This window comes from Paraburkholderia aspalathi (assembly GCF_905220735.1).
GTDB lineage: Bacteria > Pseudomonadota > Gammaproteobacteria > Burkholderiales > Burkholderiaceae > Paraburkholderia > Paraburkholderia aspalathi.
This window is the reverse complement of record NZ_CAJNBA010000005.1, coordinates 22602-40554: the sequence shown is the minus strand read 5'-3', so window position 1 is coordinate 40554 and position 17953 is coordinate 22602. Positions and strand designations below refer to the sequence as shown.

Here is a 17953-nt window from a genome sequence, read left to right as displayed (position 1 = left end):
TTTATTGATCGATTTTCAGACGCTCGACGACTTTGCCGTTCACAAGATGCGAATCGACGATTTCATCGATGTCGCTCTCGTCGACATACGTGTACCAGACGCCTTCCGGATACACGACGAGCGCCGGGCCGAGTTCGCAACGCTCGAGACAGCCGGCCTTGTTGATACGCACCTGACCCGGGCCTGCAAGGCCGAGTTGCTTCACGCGCTTTTTCGCGTGTTCCTGCATCGCCTGCGCGTTGCAATTCGCGCAGCTCGGACGCTCCGCGCCGGGATCGCGCTGATTGAGACAGAAGAAGACGTGATACTTGTAGTAGGAATCCATGATGTCGGGAGAGGCGAGACTGTAAGAGTGGGGATGGCGCTGGAAGCGCCGCAGCGCGCCTGTTGTGCGGAAGATTATAGCGAGCGGGGCTGACGATCGCTGAACGGCGGACGCACGGCTGCACGCATGCGCCGCCGCTGCTTCATGTGCGCGTCATGCGCCCCTCACGCGCCGCTTGAGCCACACCTGTTCAACCAGATAGGCGAGCCACACCAGCGCCGCATACGGCCAGATCCACGCGATCCAGTGCGCGAGACCGTTGAAGTGCAGATACCGTCCCTGGCGCCAGTCCGCCAGTACGGCATCGAAATACGGATTGACCGGCAGCAGATTGACGAACACCAGCGCGACCGTCAGCGCGCATCCCGCGAGCGCCGCCCGCGACCTGCGCCGCAAGCGCAGCGCCAGCAATGCGGCGACGGTGCCGCACACGAGCCCCATCAGTGCGCCGGGCGTCGCCCAGTCGAACGCAAGACCGGATTGCGATTGCAGAAAGGTCGCGCCCGCCTTCACGCACAAGGTCATGACGATAAACACGATCAACAGGCGCACGAGCGGCGCATGGCGGCGCACCGGCAGCGAGGCGAGAGCCAGTGCGGCGAACAGATTGAGCGTGGTGATGACGGCTTCCCAGGCGTCGTCCGGCAGCCAGGCGGCCACCAGCGCCGGCCACGCGCCGACGTGCCAGGCCGTCGGCGTCCACGCGAGCAAGGCATCTTGCGTCGTCGAATCGAAACGCAGCCACAGCTCGCGCGGCCAGTTGCCTAGACCGAAAAGCCGCGGCGCCGGGTACATGGTCGCGAACGGCCACAAGGCGACGAGACAGGCAAGCGCTGCCGTTTCGCGCTCGAACCAGAGGAGCCGCGCACGCCGCAGCAAACCGCGATCGAGCAACGCGCCGGTGGCCGGCGACATGATCGCCGCGCCGAGCAGCGCACCGAGCGCATTGGCGGCCAGGTCGAGGTTGGAGGCCACGCGCGTCGGCAGATAGGTTTGCACCGCTTCCATCACGCCCGACAGCAAGCCACCGAGCACGAAAGCCAACGCGACCGCCAGCGTGCCGCGCCAGCGCGGATACACCGCGAGCACTACCAGCGCGCCGAACGGCATATAGCCGAGCACGTTCGTGACGACGTCGAACGCCGTCAGGTACTGCGGCATGGGATCGGACAGATAGGCAAACGGAGCAAGGCCGAGCGAACGCCAACCGGAAAACGGATACCACGAACCGTAGACGATCAGCGCCGTATACAGCCCCAACGTCTGCCGGGCGAGCGCCGACGGGCGGCGCTGCCAGGGCTTAACGCTCATGCAGCGCTCCGTTCTTTGCGCTGCGAGCCGGTCATTGCGCGGCGACCAGCGCCTGCACGCCGAGCCATGCACCGATCTGCGCGACGAGGTCGTCGCTGGCCGTAGCGAGCGCCTGCGCACCGCCGGCGGCATCCGCCGAACTGGACGGCGCGCGTGCGAGGAAGGTACGCTGGCCGATCACTTTGCCGTTTTGCGTCAACGTGGCGCGCGCGGTCACCGCGGCGTGGCTTTCCGACTGGCTATCGAAGACCTGTTCGAACTCGCTCAGATCGACTTTCAGAACCGCTGCGTGCACGCCGTCGGCCCCGGTCAGCACGGTGCCACGCGAACTGAGCGCACCGCGCAGCCGCTGGGTCAGCAGTTGCGACGGCGCCATGGTCCAGTGGCTATTCGCGTACGACGCCGTTTGCTGCGCGTCGGCGTAGCTGAGCCGGTAAATCAGCTTGTCGGATTCGAGGTTGTCGGGCGCGGTGACATCGAGCACCTTCACCGCCGGCTGCGTGCCGGCCGAGGCCGCCGGGTTCGGCGGCCCGAGGTCGTAGCGGATGTCCGAGATCGCCGCGGGGGTGCCGGCGCAACCCGCGGCCAGCACGCCGAACGCGAGCAGCATCGCAAGCGTGGCGCCAGAGGACAACAATCGGTGGGTCAAGCGTGACATGACAATCTTCCTTCTTCAAAACCTGCAAATCATTTCATTTGGCGGCGGGTGTAACCCCGGGCGCAGCAGCGCGCGCGGCGGGCCATGAGAAACCGGCCTCTCCAGGACCCGGCGCCGAACGCGGCGCACCGAACAGCACGCTGCGCGGATTGGTGCTGAACGTATCGGCAGCGCGGTCCACGGAACGGGCCGCCGAGCGCACGTCTTCGGCGAGCGAATTGACGCGCGGCAGCGTGTCGTAACCGACGCGCGCCGACAACTCCTGGATCGAACTGTCCATCGACACCAGTGCGTCGCCCGCTTGCTGCGCCGCCGTTCCGACCTTGTTCAGGTTGGTCTCGAACGGCCCGTCGGGACGGTTCAGACTGGTGATCAACTGATTGGTCGACGCCAGCGTGCGATCCAGTGCGTTGATCGTGCCGGGCAGCTTGCCGGCTGCCGGCGCCATCTGCTGGGTCAGCGTGGCGACGCCGTCGGCGGCCTTCTGAAGGCTCGCTACCGTGCCCTGCAACTGGCTGACCATTTCCGGCGATAACAGATTGTCGACGTCGTCAGTGACTCTTTCGAGTTTGCGCAGCAAAACGTCGCCGCGTTGCTGCAATTGATCGAGCAAGCCCGGACGCATCGGCAATTGCGCCACCGCTTTCGCCGACGACGCGAGCGGCGTCGGATCGCGCCCACTATCATCCAGCTGAATGAAGGCGATACCCGTCACGCCCTGGAACCCGAGGCTGCCGAACGTGGAATGCGTAATCGGCGCGTGCGTGTCGACGAGGATGCGGATCAGGATTTGCCCAGGATGATCCCGATCGAATTTGATCGACTGCACCTTGCCGACGTCGAGCCCGCGATAGCGCACCGCCGCGTCGGTATAGAGCCCCGTGACATTGGTGCGCGCAATCAGATCGTACGGCACCCGCACGGAACGGTCGACGTTGAACAAAAAAGCCGCCACTGCGATCGCAGCCAGCAAGGCCACCGTGAAGATCCCTGCCCAGAAGGCATGTGATTTGTTTTCCATAGTCAGGTTCCCTGGTTCACAGCGGCAATTCGGACGATGCCGATTCGAGCGCGGCGCGCGGCAATTTCGCGCGGCGTTCCGGCGGCAGCGCCTGCAGCGCGCGACGCCCGCGCAGGCCGAGGAAATATTCCCGGATAAAAGGATGATCGACGCCCGCCGCCTCTTCGACCGGCGCGGCGACCAGCACCTTGCGATCCGCCAGCACGGCGACGCGGGTGGACAGCGCGATCATCGTGTCGAGATCGTGCGTGACCATCACCACCGTCAGACCGAGCGCGCGATGCAGCGCGGAAATCAGTTCGACGAATTCATCCGACGCCTGCGGATCGAGGCCGGCGGTCGGTTCGTCGAGAAACAGCAACTCGGGCTCGAGCGCGATGGCGCGCGCAATGCCCACGCGCTTGATCATCCCGCCCGAAAGCGCCGACGGCATCTTCGACGCGTGCTTGCACGGCAGGCCGACCATTTCGAGCTTGAGCATCACGATGTCGCGCAGCAGGTCGCTGGGCACCTTGCCGAGTTCGCGCAAGGGCTGCGCGACGTTGTCGAACACCGAGAGCGACGAGAACAGCGCGCCGCGCTGAAACAGCATCCCGGAGCGGCTGCGCATGAGCAGCGCGTCTTCGGGCGAAATGGTCGCAATGTCCTGACCAAACAGCTTGATGGTTCCCGACGACGGCCGCTCCAGGCCGAGAATCTGCCGCACCAGCGTGGTCTTGCCCGAGCCCGAACCGCCCACGATCGAGACGATCTCGCCGCGCCGCACGTCGAAATTCAGATGCTGATGCACGATGTTGCGGCCGTAGCGCTTGGTGATGTCGATCACCTCGATCACCGGCTCCGCGATCTCGGGCATCGGTTGGCCGCGTACGGCCTGGGTGAGTGGCGCGATCATCCTAGCCCCACATTCTGGAAGAGGATCGCGAACACCGCGTCCGCGAGAATCACGATGGTGATCGAGGTCACCACCGAGGTCGTCGTGCCTTCGCCGAGGCTTTGCGAATTGGCTTTGATACGGAAGCCGAAGTGACAGCCGACGATCGCGATCAGCATGCCGAACGCAACGCCCTTGCCAAGGCCGATCCACAAGTTCGCGACCGGCACCACGCCCGGCAAGGCGCGCGCGAAGTAGCTCATGTCGATGCCGAGAACGATCTTCGCGGCGAGCGCGCCGCCCGTCAACGCGATGATGTTAGTCCACATCACGAGGAGCGGCATAGCCACGCCGAGCGCGACCACACGCGGCAAAATCAGCCGTAGGCCGTGTGGGATGCCCATCACGCGCATCGCGTCGAGTTCTTCGGTGACGCGCATGACGCCGATCTGCGCGGTAATCGCCGAGCCCGAGCGGCCCGCCACCAGAATCGCCGACAGCACCGGTCCCAGTTCGCGAATCACCGACAGCCCGAGAATATTGACGATGTACTGATTCGCGCCAAAAAGCCGCAGTTGCTGCGCCGACAGATAGCTCAGCACGATGCCGATCAGAAACGCGACCAGCGCGGTGATCGGCAAGGCCTTGGCGCCGGCGTTATAGATGTTCGCGGAGATCTCAGTCCACGGCGTGATCTTCGGTTTGCGCGCGATCGCGAGAAGATCGAGCACGACCTGCCCGAGCATGCCGAACCCTCCGTACAGGTGCTCGAAGAACGAGAAGATCGAGAGGCCCAGCCGGGTGAACGGATCGAACTTGACCACCGGCTCGACTTTTTCGCGCGCCGTGTCGAGCAGCGCGATGCGCTCGAAAATGTCGCGTTGCGTATCGGTGAGCGTGGTGTCCGGGGGCATCTTGTGGCCCCACACGCGCCACAGCGCCTGACCGCCGACGTGATCCATCCGGTCGATACGCGACAGGTCCCACTGGCGGATGCCCGTAGCGCCAGCCAGCGAGTGCAACAGCGGGATCACGTGGCCAGTGGCCTTGTCCCGTGCGAGCGCGAGCGCCGTCCACTGGCCCGAAAGCCGGACGATCTTGCCTTGGCTGCCGGCCGCGACTTCAAGGCCGGGCGGAGTGTCGTAGTTCAAGGATCGCTGGAATCTGGTTATCGGATTAGGGGTCATTGTAACGAAGGCGCGGCGCTTGAACCGTGCTCACGGACTCCTGGCGTTCGCAGTGGCTACAATATGAGACATGAACGCCTCCAAGACCCCACCCCAAGCCGCTGCGGCCTCCGACTGGCGCATCGACCGTGAGCGCGCTGTCGCGCTGTTCGGTGCGCATGCGCACGACTGGCCGATCGAAATCGTCGAGGAAACCGGCTCGACCAACGCCGACCTGATGACGCGCGTCAAGGCATTGCCGCGCAAGGCCGGCGCACTGCCGCGACCGATCGTGCGGGTCGCGTATCTGCAAACCGCGGGCCGCGGCCGTCGTGGCCGCCCATGGTATGCGGAACCGGGCAATGCGCTGCTGTTTTCCGTGGCCTGCGTGCTGCCGCGCCCGCTCGAAGGACTGGCGGGCTTGAGTCTCGCGGTCGGCGTGGCGCTGGTCGACGGGCTGCGTTCGTTACCGGTCGCGGGTCCGGGGCAGATCGCGCTGAAGTGGCCCAACGACGTGCTGTTCGAAGGCGACAAGCTGGCCGGCATCCTGATCGAAACCGCATGGAGCACGGACGAAGCGAGCGCCGTGGTGATCGGTATCGGCACCAATGTAAAGGGTGCGGACGAGCTCGCCGCCAAGGTCGGCGCGCTCAACGCGAATGTGCCGGCGCAAGCGCGCGGCGCCACACCGACCGCACTGCAACGCGCGCTGCCGAATGCGAACCTCACCGATACGCTGGCTGCGGAACTGAACGCGCTCGAACCCGCGCTGCAGCGCTTCGGCGCGGAAGGCTTCGCACCGTTCCAGACGCGCTGGAACGCGGTGCACGCCTACGCAGGCCGCGAAGTCGTGCTGCTGGAGCAAGGTAAAGAGCTGGCGCGCGGCGTAGCCACAGGTGTCGACGAAAGCGGACAACTGCTGCTCAATACGGCGGCCGGGCGTCTCGCCGTCGCGACCGGTGACGTCTCGCTGCGTCTGGCCGACGATACGGCATGACGAGCGGCGCGCCTTATCTGTTAATCGACGCGGGCAATAGCCGCGTCAAGTGGGCGCTGGTGCAGCCGGACGGTACGCAAATCGCAGCCGGCGCGCTCGCGCACGGCGGCGTTGACCTGCCGGAATGGTCGACGTTGCCGACGCCGAGCGGCGCATGGTTATCCAACGTGGCGGGCGAAAGCGTCGCGGCACGGATTGCCGCGCTACTCGACGCTCACTGGCCGCAACTGCCGCGCACGACGATCCGCGCCTCTGCGCAGCAGTGCGGCGTGACCAATAGCTACACGACGCCGCATGCGCTCGGCAGCGATCGCTGGGCGGGCCTGATCGGCGCGCACGCGGCGTTTCCCGGCGAGAACCTGCTCATTGCAACGTTCGGCACGGCAACCACGCTTGAAGCGCTGCGTGCGGACGGTAGCTTTGTCGGCGGCCTGATTGCGCCGGGCTGGACTCTTATGATGCGCTCGCTCGGCGAGCACACGGCGCAACTACCGACACTCGACGCCCATGCTGCGCGCGGCCTGCTCGATGAGGACGCCCCGTCTGAGCGCGAGCGTCGCGGCCCATTCTTCGCGACAGACACGCCGCGCTCGTTGTCGGCCGGATGCACGTTGGCGCAAGCCGGTCTGATCGAACGCATGTGGCGTGACTTGCAGGACGAATGGCAGGTGCCGGTGCGCCTGGTGGTAAGCGGCGGCGCCGTGGACGAAGTGACAAGTGCGCTAAAAGTGCCGCATACTCGCCACGATTCGCTGGTGCTGTCGGGGCTTGCGCTGATTGCGGCCGAGCACGCGATGGAACGCGACGCCTGAGCCGCGACCTTCCGGACAACGGTGGGATAGCAGCGCGAGAACGGCGGCCGAACTTATTAACGGGGAATACTAACGATGCTGCGCTGGCTGATCGCCATCCTGTTTCTTGCCAATATGCTGGCATTCGTCGCGATGCGCGGCGTATTCGGCCCGACGCCCACAGCCGGCGGCCGAGAGCCGAACCACCTGAACCGCCAGCTCCATGCGGAGTGGTTGAAGGTGCGGCCCGTCACGGCAGCCGAAGCCGCCGACCAGGCCGTGGTAGGCGGCCCGGCGCCGACGGCGCCGATCGCGGCATCTGCGCTGCCGCAGTAAAGATCACCCTTGCGCGCGAACCTTCTTCAATAACGCGGTAGTCGACCGTTCATGCTCGAACGGAATCGCTAAAGCCTTGCCTCCCCAGCCCCGCACAATGGCCGACTCCGGCAACACATCCATGTCGTAGTCGCCGCCTTTGACGAGCACATCCGGACGCAGCGCCGAAATCAGCTCCACGGGCGTCTTCTCGCCAAAACAAACCACATAATCGACGCTCTCCAGCGCCGCCAGCAAAGCCATCCGGTCAGCCTCGTTATTGATCGGCCGGTCATCGCCTTTGCCTAGCATGCGCACGGAGGCATCGCTATTGACGCCGACAATCAGGCAAGCGCCGAGTGCTTTGGCGTCGGCCAGATATGTCACATGCCCGCGATGCAGGATGTCGAACACACCATTGGTAAATACAACCGGTGCGGACATCGAAGCGCGGAGCTTCACCAGCGCATCGCGCGTAAAAATCTTGCGTTCAAAAGTAGCGGCCATGACGGAGTCGCAAAAGAAAAAAGAAGTGCCGCCACGATACACGCCGGACGGCATGAAGCAAAACGGCCCAGCAAGCTCACGCCTGCCGGGCCGTTCCTGAAACTTTAAAACCGCGAACCTGAACCCATCAAGCCGGCTGTTCAGCCGATTTCTGATCGGCCTGCAGGCGCAGCACGACTTCCTTGCGATAACGGTTCAGTTCCTGCGCCGTGTTGAACGTGCGCTCGAACAGAATCGACAGGTTGTGCAGAATCCGCTCGACTACCTTCTTTTCCCAGCCGTCGTCAAAACGGATCTGCTCGTCGAGCCAGCGTTCGAGCCATTCCGGATCCGGCAGACGCGATTGAATCGTGTCGCGCGGGAACAGCGCCTGATTCACGTGCAGGTTGGTGGGATGCAGCGGCTTTTCCGTGCGGCGCGCCGATGCCATCAGGACGCCGATCTTGGCGAACGCAGCACGCGCGATGTCGCCGGTTTGCACCATCGCTTTCTTCATGTAGCGCAGGTACGCGCCGCCATGACGCGCTTCGTCGCGCGAAATGGTTTCGTAGATGGCCTTGATGACCGGCTCGGTGTGCCATTCGGCAGCACGGCGATACCAGTGATTCAGGCGGATTTCGCCGCAGAAGTGCAGCATCAGCGTTTCGAGCGGCGGCGCCGGATCGAATTCGAAGCGCACGGCGTGCAGTTCTTCTTCGGTCGGACACATTTCCGGCTTGAAACGGCGCAGATATTCCATCAGCACCAGCGAATGCTTCTGTTCTTCGAAGAACCACACGCTCATGAACGCGGAAAAATCGCTGTCGTGATGGTTGTCACGGAGGAACATTTCCGTGGCGGGCAACGCCGACCATTCGGTGATCGCGTTCATCTTGATCGTCGCTGCCTGCTCGTCGGTCAATAGCGATGCATCGAACTTGTCCCAGGGAATGTCTTTCTCCATGTCCCATCGAACGGATTCGAGCGATTTATAAAGTTCCGGATAAAGCATGGTGTTCATAGTCCCACCCCTGTTCTGCGCATACTGTCTGTGTCTGTAACTACTACGTGTAGCACTTTTGCTTATGACGAACGAAACGCACCGTTTTGTGCACCGTTTATCGGCCAAGCATTCAATTTTACGCGGTAATCGGCCGCCTAGATGCACCGGGCAGCAAAGAAGTCCGGCGTTTGCGCGGCGCTGCTAACCAGAAGTTACGCGCTGCGCGGCCAACCGTGGGTGAGGGATACCCTATGCCTGAGGTCGAGCCAGTCTGCGATGAATCCGCACCGTCCAGCTCTGCGCCGGTGGTACCGGCGGCGAATGGCGCAAGGACGGGTCGCATGGGTTGTTTTCAGCGCACGCCCAAAAGCCAAATGAAGCTTACACAATGATAGCACGCTGACTTTACGGTTCCCGTGCCTTAGCAGACGCAATTCCCGCGCCTGATTGACTTCTCTCAATAAACAGCCCGATTCACGGAGTGTGGCGGACGATCGGGGTCAAAACCATGACAGGCGGCGAATTCACTTCGTTGGCGCCGCCGGTCGGCACGGCTGTGCACGCTGTCGGCGCACAGATCGCGCCGACCCGTTTCACTCCCGCCGTCAAATGTCCTTTTTCGTCGCTCGGGGAGCGGCGCTCGCGCTGCCTGCGCGCTTCGCGGCCGTTGAAGCCGACGTCGTTGCCCGTTTCGCTGCAGGCTTTTTGGCTGCGGTTCCCTCCGGCACGTCAGCCCCTTCGCCGGCCGATGCTGAAGCGCTCGCCGCGCCTTCTGGCGAGTCCATTACCGAACCTTCCGCTGCGGCGCCTGGCTGCGTCATCGCAAACTGGGCAATCTGATTGAACTGCGATTGCAGCAGATTCCACCAGCCGGAGGCATCGAACGGCGGTGCCGCGGCGGCTTCGCCTTCTTCGGCTGCCGGTTCGGGCGCGGCCGATGAGCTTGCACTGGCCGAAGCCACGGTGGCTTCCGGGTGCGGCCAGCCGGTCGGCGAGGGACTCGGCGCGGCAGCCGCGGAAGCCGGCTGCGCCATCGACGACTGCGCGAACGCGCCAAACGCACGCAGCGTCGCGAGTGTGGCGCGCTGCACTTCGAGCGCCTGAATGGCGGACTGCAGCATGTTCAAATTCAGCTTGAGCCACTGCTCGACCGCGCGCATATCGGTGATGCGCTTATCGAGCTCTTCGACGTTGGTGAGCGGCGCCATCATGTCGGACATCATCGACAGCGACGGCCCGAGGTTGCTGCCAGGCTGCGCGCCCGAAAACGCCGAGCCGAACGGCGAGAGACGCATCATGCCCCACATGCGTTCGAGCATTTCAGCGGGCGGGAAACCGGGAAAGCCCGGAAAGGGCGGCGTGGTGCCAGATGTATCAGTCATGCTTGTCGCCTCGCTGCATAAAGGGAAGGAAATAGCGCCGTCCCGCGCGCGTTTGATTCGAATTCGATCATACCGCGCGCGGTGCTGCGAATCGCGCTTAGTTTGGGCTGCTGCTTGCCCCATGTTTGCCCGCTCGCGCAGCACCTCAAGTGCCGACCGGCGGGGCTTTGCGCAATACGCGCCGGCCTCCTGTTTCAGGAGCGCCCACCGCCCGATGCGCCGCCGCCCGGTGTGTGCCGCGGCTGCCCATTCCACGGGTCCGCGCCGCCAAAATCCGGCGCGCGCCGCTCACGCAGCGAGTTCACGCCCTCGCGCACATCCGGCCCGGCGAAGCCCATGAATTCCAGTGCCAGCGACGTATCGAACGCCGGCCCCGCCGAGCGCAGCCAGTTGTTCAGCGCGTACTTGGTCCAGCGAATCGCCGTTTGCGAGCCGTTGGCGAGTTTTTGCGCGACTTCGAAGGCTTTGGGCCGCAGATCGTTTTCGTCGACGGCGAGCGACACGAGGCCGATCCGCTCAGCCTCCTCCCCGCTCACCGGCTCACACAGCAGCAGGTAGTACTTGGCCTTGGCCATGCCGCACAGGAGTGGCCAGACGATGGCCGCGTGATCACCGGCTGCCACGCCCAAACGCGTATGGCCGTCGATAATGCGCGCCGACTTCGTCGCGATCGAGATGTCTGCGAGCAGCCCGGCCACGAGCCCCGCGCCGACCGCAGGACCGTGCATTGCCGAAACGATCGGCTTGCTGCAGTTGATCACGTTGTAGACCAGGTCGCGCGCCTCGCGCCACACGCGTGCGCGGACGTCGAAATCGGTCGCCATGTCTTCGACCAGTTGCAGGTCGCCGCCGGCCGAAAAGCCCTTGCCCTCGCCGCGAATGATCGCGACACGCGTGTCGGGATCCCGATCGATATCGCGCCAGATTTCGGCGAGTTCGAAGTGCATTCGCGCATTAGCGGTGGCGAGGCCGCTCTTGTTCGCACCCTCGCCGCTCATCACGACTTCGAGCACGCCATGCGGATGGCGGTGCAATTGCAGCGAGTGGTAGTGCGCGTAAAACGCGTCGTTACTGTGTGTTGCCTGAGACATGATGAGCAATCCGTCTATCGGTATGTCGGTTGAAACCGTCGCCCTAAGCTAAGGGCACATTTGCCATATTCCGCGCTAGACCCGCGCAAACCCAGCAAAATTTCAATGCGGCTGATAAACCCACTTCGCATTCATGATCTCGACCATTACACGCGCCCGTTGATCGAGTCCGAGGTGATCAGTGGCGCTCATGTTGACCACGCCGTTGGTATCCGCAAGACCACGCGTCGCTTCCAGCGCATCGCGTAACGCACCGCGAAATTCCGGCGTGCCGGGGGCGGCCACCTTGAGCGCGATCGGCACCGCGTTGCTGAGCAGCATGCCGGCGTCCCAGGTGTACGAGCCGAACGCCGACACGCTGCCCGGTCCACGCAACGCCTCGAAGCGCGCGATGTAGTCGAGCGCGAGACGTTTGGCCGGATGGTCCGCCGGCAGTTGCGCGGCGACCAGCACCGGGCTCGCGGGCAGGAACGTGCCGTTGCAGTCGGCGCCGCACACCCGCAGGAAGTCGTTATTGCCCACGCCGTGATTGTGATAAATCAGCCCTTTGTAGCCGCGTTCCCTGAGGGTTTTCGGCGGCAGCGCGGCGGGCGTGCCGGCCGCGCCGACCACCACTGCATCCGGATGAGTCGCAAGAATCTTCAGAACCTGGCCGGTCACGCTCGGATCGGTGCGATTGAAGCGCTCGCTCGCCACCACGTTGATGTGATGCAGTTGCGCGAACTTCGCGACTTCGGTGTAGAAGGTTTCGCCGAGCGCGTCGCCCTGGCCGATGAACGCGATCGTTTTGACGCCGTGCGTACTGGCGTGAGCGGCAATCGCCGAGGCCATCATCGCATCGGTCTGCGGGGTCTTGAATACCCAGTGGCGTTTCGCATCCACAGGGTCGATGATTTTCGCCGACGAGGCCAGCGAGATCATGGGTGTTTCGCCATCGGCCACCACGTCGATCATCGCGAGCGAATTCGGCGTGATCGACGAGCCGATTATCGCGTCGACATGATTCTCGGAGATCAGCTTCTTCGTGTCCTGCACGGCTTGCGTGGTGTCGGACGCGTCGTCGAGCACGATGTATTCGACGCTCTGACCGCCGATCTGTTTGGGCAGCAGTGTGACTGTGTCGCGCGCGGGAATACCGAGCGAAGCTGCTGGCCCGGTCAGCGACAGCACGAGGCCGATCTTCACCTGCGCAATGGCGATGGCGGGCAACGCGGCACACAGCGCGGCGGCAAGACGGGCGAGTCCGCGGCACGATGGTGTTGCGCGTACGCTCAATACGCGAGCGCCCTGGATTCCTCGTTCGGTGGTTTCAAATGGCGGCATGCTGTCTCCTCACCTCGGTTTTTCGTTTTGATGTAGCGCCGATGTGCTGCTGGGTGTTACTTATGCGTTGCTTATGTCCTGCTCACGTGCGGCTTCGCGATGGTTTTGCATTGGTTTCGCGATCAACGGACAGCCGCTATCCCGGGGCCGCCGCCGCGCCAGTCAGTGTAGCGGCGCGTCGTGACGGCGGCATCGGGCGAAACCCTTTCGTAAGCAATGAAGCGCACGTGGCGCGGTCCTGATTGCCGCGGTCCGCACCAAACCGGCGCATCAATCCAGCGGCGCGATGCCCTGATCGATTGAACCGAAAATCGACTTGCCGGCTTCGTCGAACATCTCGATCTTCACGGTATCGCCGAACTTCATGAACTCGGTTTGCGGCGCGCCGTGCTCGATGGTCTCGAGGCAGCGCTTTTCAGCGATACAGCAATAGCCGCGCTTAGCGTCCTTGTTCGACACCGTGCCCGAGCCGACAATCGCACCGGCGCGCAGGTTGCGCGTTTTCGCCGCGTGCGAGATCAGTTGGCCGAAATGGAACACCATGTCGGTGCCGGCATCGGGCTGGCCGACCTTCTTGTTGTTCCAGTGCACGATCATCGGCCGGTGCAGGCGCCCTTCGCGCCAGCTTTCGCCGAGTTCATCCGGCGTCACCGCGACCGGCGCGAACGACGTGGCCGGCTTGCTCTGGAAAAAGCCGAAGCCCTTCGCGAGTTCGGCGGGGATCAGATTGCGCAGCGAGACGTCGTTGACGAGCGTCACCAGACGCACGCTCCTGAGCGCCTGGTCGGGCGTGGCACCCATCGGCACGTCGGTGGTGATCACGGCGACTTCCGCTTCGAAGTCGATGCCGAATTCTTCAGATGCGCACAGCACGTCGTCTTTCGGGCCGATGAAGTCGTCACTGCCGCCCTGGTACATCAGCGGATCGGTCCAGAATTCCGGCGGCATTTCCGCGCCACGCGCGCGGCGCACCAGCTCCACATGATTCACGTACGATGAACCGTCAGCCCACTGGAACGCTCGCGGCAACGGCGCCATGCATTCTTTGGCGTCGAACGGGAAGGTGTTGCGCGCCCGGCCCTGGTTGAGCGCATCGTACAGATCCTGCAATTGCGGCGCGTAGAAGGCCCAGTCGTCGAGCACGCGCTGCATGGTGGGCGCGATCGCGTCGGCGACGGCCGCGGTGTGCAGGTCGCGGGACACGACGATCAGCTGACCGTCGCGCGTGCCGTCCTTCAGCGTGGCAAGTTTCATAGGGGAGTGAACCGTTAGTGACGATAGAAGGAATCTATTCTACGATGGTGAATCGGCGCGGCCCAAGCGCCCTTGCGTCTAATGCCTCTATCACTGTCTTTTGAACGCGCTCGATGCGCCTCGCTCATGCCTCCAATTGCCCGCTCCGGCGCGATCCGTACCGATACCGACTCCGCTTCCGCTGAGCCGCAGGAGCCGCTGGACGCGCCCGAATCCGACGACGAAAGCGTCGAGACCGGCGAGGAAAAACTGCGCTCGGGCATCCAGTCGATCGAAGTCGGTTTCAGATTGCTCGAGGTGCTCACCCACGAACCGCGCGCGATGATGCTGCGCGATCTGGCGCAGCGTGCCGGTATGAGCCCGGCGAAAGCGCACCGCTATCTGGTGAGCTTCCTGCGCCTCGGCGTGGTGGCGCAGGATCCGCTGTCGGGCCGCTACGAACTGGGCGGCTTTGCGTTGCAATTGGGGCTCGCGCGGCTTGCGCGCGTCGATGGCGTGAAGCTCGCGCGCATTGCGCTTGCCGAACTGCGCGACCGGCTCGATCTGACCGTAGGCATCGCGGTGTGGGGCAATCAGGGGCCGACGATGGTCCACTGGATGGAATCGAGTCATCCGGCCAAGGCGTCGCTCAAGCTCGGCGACGTGATGCCGCTGCTCAGTTCCGCCACCGGCCTGCTGTTTGCCGCCTATCTGCCGTCGAGCAAGACCGCCGCGATGCTGGAGCGCGAACTGGCCGATTCGCGCCGCTCGTCGCACATGGGCGGGCCGCGCACGCGGGACGAAGTCGAACGGGCGCTGACAGACGTGCGGCAGCACGAAGCAGCGCGTGTGGAGGGCATGTTGCTGCCGACCATCCACGCGTTCTGCATGCCGGTCTTCGACTCGACCGGTGATCTCGCGCTCGGCCTGGTCGCGCTCGGTCATGAGGGTGCATTCGATATCCGCTGGGGCGGCGAGATCGATACGGCGCTGCGCGAATGTGCGCAAAAGCTCTCGTATGAGCTCGGGTATAGTGCAACGCCACGCTGACGATTCACCCATGTCCTCACCTTCCGCCGCACAACGCTCTGATCGCACGCCGCCCGTCGGGCCGCGCGCCGGTTTGCGGGTGGGGCGATGGCTGGCGGTTCTGCTGGCGGTGGCCGTCCTGCACTGGATTGCGGCGCAATGGGTCGAGCGCAACCGCGCGTCGCTCAATCCATCAGACAACGAACATGTCCCCGTGCAGGTTGCACTGCTGACACCCGAGCGTGTCGAACGCAAACCCGCTACCGACGCGCAGCAAGCAGCAACGCCGGCTCCGGCGCACAAGGCCGTTGCAAGCAAGCCGCGTGAACACGTGTTGACGGCGACGCAACCGGCAAAGCAGGCACCTGCGGTCGCGGCCGCATCGGATGCCGCGGCGAGCGCATCGGCTGCAGCGAGTCAACCCGATACCAACGCCAAGGCGGGCGCAACCGCCGCCGGCACGGCCAGCGCACCCGCTGCTGCGAGCGCGCCTCACGCTGCCGCGGGCGTGAAATTCTCCGTTCCGCCATCAGGCGAACTGCAGTACGACACGTTCTACAACGGCGTGCGCAACCAGCCCGGCACCATCCACTGGACCAGCAACGCGCAGAGTTACGAAATGGTCGTCTCCGTGCCGCTGCCGTTCGTCGGCACGTTCGTGTATTCGAGCCATGGCCGCATCGACGCATTCGGCCTCGCGCCGGATCAATACATCGAAAAGCGCGGCCGTCGTCCGGAAGACGTGGCGATCTTCAATCGCACCGATAAAAATATCGCCTTCACGCGCACGCCCACCACGCTGCCGCTGCCCGACGGCGCGCAAGACCGTTTCAGCATGGTGATGCAACTCGCCAGCCTCGTGCGCGGCGACCCGGCCGCCTATAAGCCGGGCGTGACGCGGCAATTCTTTGTGGTCGATAACAACAGCGGCGAGAACTGGCCAGTCGAGACGATCGGCGACGAAACCATCCGCACCGCGCAGGGCTACCTCGAGACGCGCCACTTCAAACGCTTGCCTCGCCATGACGGCGATCTGCGCCGAATCGACGTTTGGCTCGCGCCTTCGCTTGGCTGGCTGCCCGCGCGAATCATGCAAACCGAGCCGAATGGCACGCAATTCGAACTGGTGTGGCGCGGCAAGCTCAATGCGGACGGTACGGGCAGCAGCGTTGACAGCACGAGTGGTTCTAATGGCGCCAGCGGCGCCGGCAATACTTCACCTGACAATTCGGCAAACCAACCACCCGGCAACTCACCCGCACCAACACCCGAAACCACCCCCTCGGTCGATACGACCGTGCCCGGCAACGCGCCCGAAAAACCCTGAACCCGAGCAGGGTCTCGAACAGATCGTTGAAACTTCCGCGACGCGGCTCACTCGCACGTGAACCGCAACCGTTCGCGCGGCCGCCACGTAGGTATAGTGAAGGAGGGAGAAGCGCGCAAACGGCTCTTTCCACCGCGTTCCCTTCAAGGAGCCTGCATGCAAGTGAAAATCAACGGTATCGAGACGCGCTATGTCCTGAGCAATGAGGGCGGCGGCCCGTGGCTGACGTTCATTCATCAGCTCGGCGGCGATCTGTCTGTCTGGGATCAACTCGCCGGCTATTTCCGCGACGAGTACACCGTGCTGCGCTACGACCTGCGCGGCCACGGCAAGACCGCGGTATCGAGCGAACCATTCAGCGTCGCCGATCTGTCCCGCGATCTCGCCGCGCTGCTCGATGCGCTCGGCGCACCCACCACGCATCTCGTCGGCATGTCGATGGGCGGCATGATCGCGCAGCAATTCACGCTGGACTACCCGTCGCGCGTCGACACGCTGACCGCTGCCGACACCACGAGCGGCACGCCGCCCGAAGGCCGCGCGATATGGGATCAACGTGCGGCAACGGCGCGCACGGAGGGCATGGCGTCCCTCGTGCCCGCAACATTGAGCCGCTGGCTGACGCCCGATTTCCAGGCAGCACATCCCGAAGCCGTCGAGCAGATTCGCGACGTGCTGAGCCATACGTTGCCAGAAGGCTACGCCATGGCGTGCGAAGCCCTGCGCGATTTCGATCTACGCGGTAAGCTGGGAACAATTCGTTGCCCAACATTGGCCGTGGGAGGCCGCCATGACACGGGCACGCTACCTGCTGCTACGCAGGCAATAGCAGACGCCATCCAAGGCGCGCAGTTCGAACTACTCGATGCCGCTCATCTCGCGCCCATCGAGCAATCTCACCGTTTTGCTGCACTGCTTGAAACGTTTCTTGGAAAGCCGGTCTAACCGGTAGGTTCGGAACTGTACAAGCGTCAATCCGGACCCACCCCTTGAATTCCACACCACAAGCTCCACCTATGGCGCAGGAATGGCCAGGAGCCAACGGAAATAAGGAGTGTCGCCATGCAAATGATCTATAACAGCCCCAACTATTGTGTCGTCGAGTTTCCGCCGCAGGAAGGCCCGCTGGCCATGAAATCAGGCGGCTACGAGATCGTCGACAAGAACATGCAGCGCGAAATCTACATTGATGGTGCAATGGCAGCGCGTTTCCGCGAGCATGTGCAAAAGCTGATCGAAGAGGAACCGTCGCTGGATGAAGTAGACGAATTCCTCGGGCAATTCGACAGCCTGATGCATCAACCGGTGATTCTTCACTAACTGAAGGGTTAAACGTAACGGTTTGGCGACATATATCGACCGCGCCGACCGGCTTAGCCGGCGGCCTTTATAAGGCGGTCAGTTGAAGTAACGCGGCCCAGCAGGCTTTCACCTCGCTGGGCCGTTTTGTTTCCCTTGTAGTTTCCTTTGTCATTTCCTCTGTTTGTTTCCGCTGCGACCACAGCCCATGCCACCGTTGCCGCGGCACGCGCATCCGCCTGCTGAGCGCACGCCGGGCGGGACCGCCCCACAGCGGCTACAATGACAGGTTTCCCGAAAAAGCCGGCGCAAGCCCTCGTCC

General features: G+C 63.8%; 19 protein-coding genes. 7 read left to right on the top strand and 12 right to left on the bottom strand.

Annotation, left to right across the window (positions count from 1 at the left end):
• Position 1: 1 nt before the first annotated feature.
• From KHO30_RS26790 to KHO30_RS26765, 6 genes are all read right to left on the bottom strand, one after another.
• Positions 2–325, bottom strand: a complete 324-nt coding sequence (locus tag KHO30_RS26790) for a (2Fe-2S) ferredoxin domain-containing protein (RefSeq protein WP_054035677.1) — start codon at positions 323–325, stop codon at positions 2–4.
• Between the two features lie 153 nt (positions 326–478).
• Positions 479–1636: a VanZ family protein gene (locus KHO30_RS26785; protein WP_093645651.1), complete on the bottom strand. Its 1158-nt coding sequence runs from the start codon at positions 1634–1636 to the stop codon at positions 479–481.
• 31 nt (positions 1637–1667) lie between these two features.
• Positions 1668–2294 carry an ABC-type transport auxiliary lipoprotein family protein gene (locus KHO30_RS26780; protein WP_093645654.1) on the bottom strand — a complete coding sequence of 209 codons (627 nt, stop codon included), beginning with the start codon at positions 2292–2294 and terminating at the stop codon, positions 1668–1670.
• A gap of 34 nt (positions 2295–2328) precedes the next feature.
• A complete protein-coding gene (locus KHO30_RS26775; protein WP_093645656.1) occupies positions 2329–3315 on the bottom strand; it encodes an MlaD family protein in 987 nt (328 codons plus the stop codon).
• A gap of 16 nt (positions 3316–3331) precedes the next feature.
• Positions 3332–4210 (bottom strand): ABC transporter ATP-binding protein, encoded by an 879-nt coding sequence (locus KHO30_RS26770; RefSeq protein WP_093645659.1) that lies wholly within the window; start codon positions 4208–4210, stop codon positions 3332–3334.
• Positions 4207–5340 (bottom strand): MlaE family ABC transporter permease, encoded by a 1134-nt coding sequence (locus KHO30_RS26765; protein ID WP_093645661.1) that lies wholly within the window; start codon positions 5338–5340, stop codon positions 4207–4209. The genes KHO30_RS26770 and KHO30_RS26765 overlap by 4 nt, the downstream gene beginning before the upstream one ends.
• A 106-nt stretch (positions 5341–5446) precedes the next feature.
• On the opposite strand from KHO30_RS26765, the gene KHO30_RS26760 reads away from it, so the two are divergent.
• The 3 genes from KHO30_RS26760 (at position 5447) to KHO30_RS26750 (ending at position 7479) form a co-directional block, all read left to right on the top strand.
• On the top strand, positions 5447–6352 hold the full coding sequence (locus KHO30_RS26760) for a biotin--[acetyl-CoA-carboxylase] ligase (protein ID WP_093645664.1): 906 nt from the start codon (positions 5447–5449) through the stop codon (positions 6350–6352).
• The gene (locus KHO30_RS26755; protein ID WP_093645666.1) at positions 6349–7164 is read left to right on the top strand and encodes a type III pantothenate kinase; all 816 of its coding nucleotides are present in this window, start codon (positions 6349–6351) and stop codon (positions 7162–7164) included. Before KHO30_RS26760 ends, KHO30_RS26755 begins: the two co-directional genes overlap by 4 nt.
• A gap of 75 nt (positions 7165–7239) precedes the next feature.
• Positions 7240–7479 (top strand): hypothetical protein, encoded by a 240-nt coding sequence (locus KHO30_RS26750; RefSeq protein ID WP_093645669.1) that lies wholly within the window; start codon positions 7240–7242, stop codon positions 7477–7479.
• A 3-nt stretch (positions 7480–7482) separates the two neighbouring features.
• Here KHO30_RS26750 and rfaE2 read toward each other — a convergent pair whose 3' ends face one another.
• The 6 genes from rfaE2 to KHO30_RS26720 form a co-directional block, all read right to left on the bottom strand.
• Positions 7483–7965, bottom strand: a complete 483-nt coding sequence (rfaE2, locus tag KHO30_RS26745; RefSeq protein ID WP_054035671.1) for a D-glycero-beta-D-manno-heptose 1-phosphate adenylyltransferase — start codon at positions 7963–7965, stop codon at positions 7483–7485.
• A 127-nt stretch (positions 7966–8092) separates the two neighbouring features.
• Positions 8093–8965, bottom strand: a complete 873-nt coding sequence (locus KHO30_RS26740) for a ferritin family protein (protein WP_054035670.1) — start codon at positions 8963–8965, stop codon at positions 8093–8095.
• Between the two features lie 587 nt (positions 8966–9552).
• Complete coding sequence (locus KHO30_RS26735) at positions 9553–10329, bottom strand: PhaM family polyhydroxyalkanoate granule multifunctional regulatory protein (protein ID WP_211702859.1); 777 nt, start codon at positions 10327–10329, stop codon at positions 9553–9555.
• A 194-nt stretch (positions 10330–10523) separates the two neighbouring features.
• Positions 10524–11420 carry an enoyl-CoA hydratase/isomerase family protein gene (locus KHO30_RS26730; protein WP_211702858.1) on the bottom strand — a complete coding sequence of 299 codons (897 nt, stop codon included), beginning with the start codon at positions 11418–11420 and terminating at the stop codon, positions 10524–10526.
• A 102-nt stretch (positions 11421–11522) separates the two neighbouring features.
• Positions 11523–12743, bottom strand: a complete 1221-nt coding sequence (locus tag KHO30_RS26725; protein WP_211702857.1) for an ABC transporter substrate-binding protein — start codon at positions 12741–12743, stop codon at positions 11523–11525.
• Between the two features lie 270 nt (positions 12744–13013).
• Positions 13014–13997, bottom strand: coding sequence for a fumarylacetoacetate hydrolase family protein (locus KHO30_RS26720; protein WP_093645679.1), 984 nt, complete (start codon positions 13995–13997; stop codon positions 13014–13016).
• 126 nt (positions 13998–14123) lie between these two features.
• Between KHO30_RS26720 and KHO30_RS26715 the strand changes: the two genes are divergently transcribed.
• The 4 genes from KHO30_RS26715 to KHO30_RS26700 all read left to right on the top strand — a co-directional run bounded on the left by KHO30_RS26715 (position 14124) and on the right by KHO30_RS26700 (position 17652).
• Entirely contained in the window at positions 14124–15026 is a 903-nt protein-coding gene (locus KHO30_RS26715) for an IclR family transcriptional regulator (RefSeq protein WP_093645682.1), read from the top strand.
• A 10-nt stretch (positions 15027–15036) separates the two neighbouring features.
• Positions 15037–16332, top strand: coding sequence for a DUF3108 domain-containing protein (locus tag KHO30_RS26710; RefSeq protein WP_200652555.1), 1296 nt, complete (start codon positions 15037–15039; stop codon positions 16330–16332).
• 156 nt (positions 16333–16488) lie between these two features.
• The gene (locus tag KHO30_RS26705; protein ID WP_200652554.1) at positions 16489–17277 is read left to right on the top strand and encodes an alpha/beta fold hydrolase; all 789 of its coding nucleotides are present in this window, start codon (positions 16489–16491) and stop codon (positions 17275–17277) included.
• A gap of 117 nt (positions 17278–17394) precedes the next feature.
• The gene (locus KHO30_RS26700; RefSeq protein ID WP_007179533.1) at positions 17395–17652 is read left to right on the top strand and encodes a BTH_I0359 family protein; all 258 of its coding nucleotides are present in this window, start codon (positions 17395–17397) and stop codon (positions 17650–17652) included.
• Positions 17653–17953 lie beyond the last annotated feature (301 nt).

Coding starts and splice junctions, on each gene's coding strand:
- KHO30_RS26700 (WP_007179533.1), top strand. CDS start 17,395: ATGCAAATGATCTATAACAGCCCCAACTATTGTGTCGTCGAGTTTCCG.
- rfaE2 (WP_054035671.1), bottom strand. CDS start 7,965: ATGGCCGCTACTTTTGAACGCAAGATTTTTACGCGCGATGCGCTGGTG.
- KHO30_RS26785 (WP_093645651.1), bottom strand. CDS start 1,636: ATGAGCGTTAAGCCCTGGCAGCGCCGCCCGTCGGCGCTCGCCCGGCAG.
- KHO30_RS26750 (WP_093645669.1), top strand. CDS start 7,240: ATGCTGCGCTGGCTGATCGCCATCCTGTTTCTTGCCAATATGCTGGCA.
- KHO30_RS26755 (WP_093645666.1), top strand. CDS start 6,349: ATGACGAGCGGCGCGCCTTATCTGTTAATCGACGCGGGCAATAGCCGC.
- KHO30_RS26715 (WP_093645682.1), top strand. CDS start 14,124: ATGCCTCCAATTGCCCGCTCCGGCGCGATCCGTACCGATACCGACTCC.
- KHO30_RS26705 (WP_200652554.1), top strand. CDS start 16,489: ATGCAAGTGAAAATCAACGGTATCGAGACGCGCTATGTCCTGAGCAAT.
- KHO30_RS26710 (WP_200652555.1), top strand. CDS start 15,037: ATGTCCTCACCTTCCGCCGCACAACGCTCTGATCGCACGCCGCCCGTC.
- KHO30_RS26735 (WP_211702859.1), bottom strand. CDS start 10,329: ATGACTGATACATCTGGCACCACGCCGCCCTTTCCGGGCTTTCCCGGT.
- KHO30_RS26740 (WP_054035670.1), bottom strand. CDS start 8,965: ATGAACACCATGCTTTATCCGGAACTTTATAAATCGCTCGAATCCGTT.
- KHO30_RS26775 (WP_093645656.1), bottom strand. CDS start 3,315: ATGGAAAACAAATCACATGCCTTCTGGGCAGGGATCTTCACGGTGGCC.
- KHO30_RS26780 (WP_093645654.1), bottom strand. CDS start 2,294: ATGTCACGCTTGACCCACCGATTGTTGTCCTCTGGCGCCACGCTTGCG.
- KHO30_RS26770 (WP_093645659.1), bottom strand. CDS start 4,210: ATGATCGCGCCACTCACCCAGGCCGTACGCGGCCAACCGATGCCCGAG.
- KHO30_RS26725 (WP_211702857.1), bottom strand. CDS start 12,743: ATGCCGCCATTTGAAACCACCGAACGAGGAATCCAGGGCGCTCGCGTA.
- KHO30_RS26730 (WP_211702858.1), bottom strand. CDS start 11,420: ATGTCTCAGGCAACACACAGTAACGACGCGTTTTACGCGCACTACCAC.
- KHO30_RS26760 (WP_093645664.1), top strand. CDS start 5,447: ATGAACGCCTCCAAGACCCCACCCCAAGCCGCTGCGGCCTCCGACTGG.
- KHO30_RS26790 (WP_054035677.1), bottom strand. CDS start 325: ATGGATTCCTACTACAAGTATCACGTCTTCTTCTGTCTCAATCAGCGC.
- KHO30_RS26720 (WP_093645679.1), bottom strand. CDS start 13,997: ATGAAACTTGCCACGCTGAAGGACGGCACGCGCGACGGTCAGCTGATC.